1 tRNA gene is annotated in these 698 nt (G+C 51.6%); it reads right to left on the bottom strand.

Annotated features, from left to right (window positions below):
• Nucleotides 1-325 precede the first annotated feature (325 nt).
• Nucleotides 326-398: transfer RNA gene (locus U9R90_RS36620), tRNA-Ala, on the bottom strand.
• Nucleotides 399-698 lie beyond the last annotated feature (300 nt).

The raw sequence follows: 698 nt of genomic DNA, 5'->3' as shown, positions 1-698 counted from the left end.
GCTAATCCATTGTGCTCTGCACGCGTGGGTTCGAATCCCATCCTTGTCGATGTCTTGAGCCTGTAAGTGATTTAGTCTTTGCGGAAACGTCTGCTCCTGTCAAGGTTCCAAAGATGTAATGACTATCACTCAGGACTCTGAGTCCAGCGATCCGACTTCAAATCTTCGATGGGACCTGTTATGCCACCAATTTGCGCAGGACACGGCCCGAAAAACCTCTTGGCAGCAGTGAGCCCCAAAAGCGCACGTAGGGAGAGTCGCTTCGTAGCGTCAACGCGCAGTCTTTCTCTTTAGGGAAGTGAGCGTAAAAGGGCAGGACTCAGCGTGGAGAATGCGGGCATCGATCCCGCTACCTCTCGCATGCTAAGCGAGCGCTCTACCATTTGAGCTAATTCCCCTGGCCAATGTGGGGCGATGTCCATCTCTCCAAAAGACGCCTTCGAAGAGCGACAGCCATTATGACGGGCTTGAGGGAAAGAGGCCATCTCTCCTCTGTGCTGGCACCTTTGTAGTGGCCGCCATTTAGTTGTAGAATTAACCGAGAGATTGTGCTTTTGGTTTTAAGGCCCTTCTTGGTCTTGTGACCCCAGTATATATGTGTCTGGATTCCTGTATTACGTAGGCTGCCTTTGGATCACTCAGTTCGTGCATCCAGCTTCTCCCCTCTTTTTCCCACACTGGCTTAAAGTCTACGGGAC

This window comes from Streptomyces sp. E11-3, from assembly GCF_046540415.1.
Lineage (GTDB): Bacteria > Actinomycetota > Actinomycetes > Streptomycetales > Streptomycetaceae > Streptomyces.
Note: the sequence above shows the minus strand (reverse complement) of the source record. Positions and strands in the feature narration are given on the sequence as shown.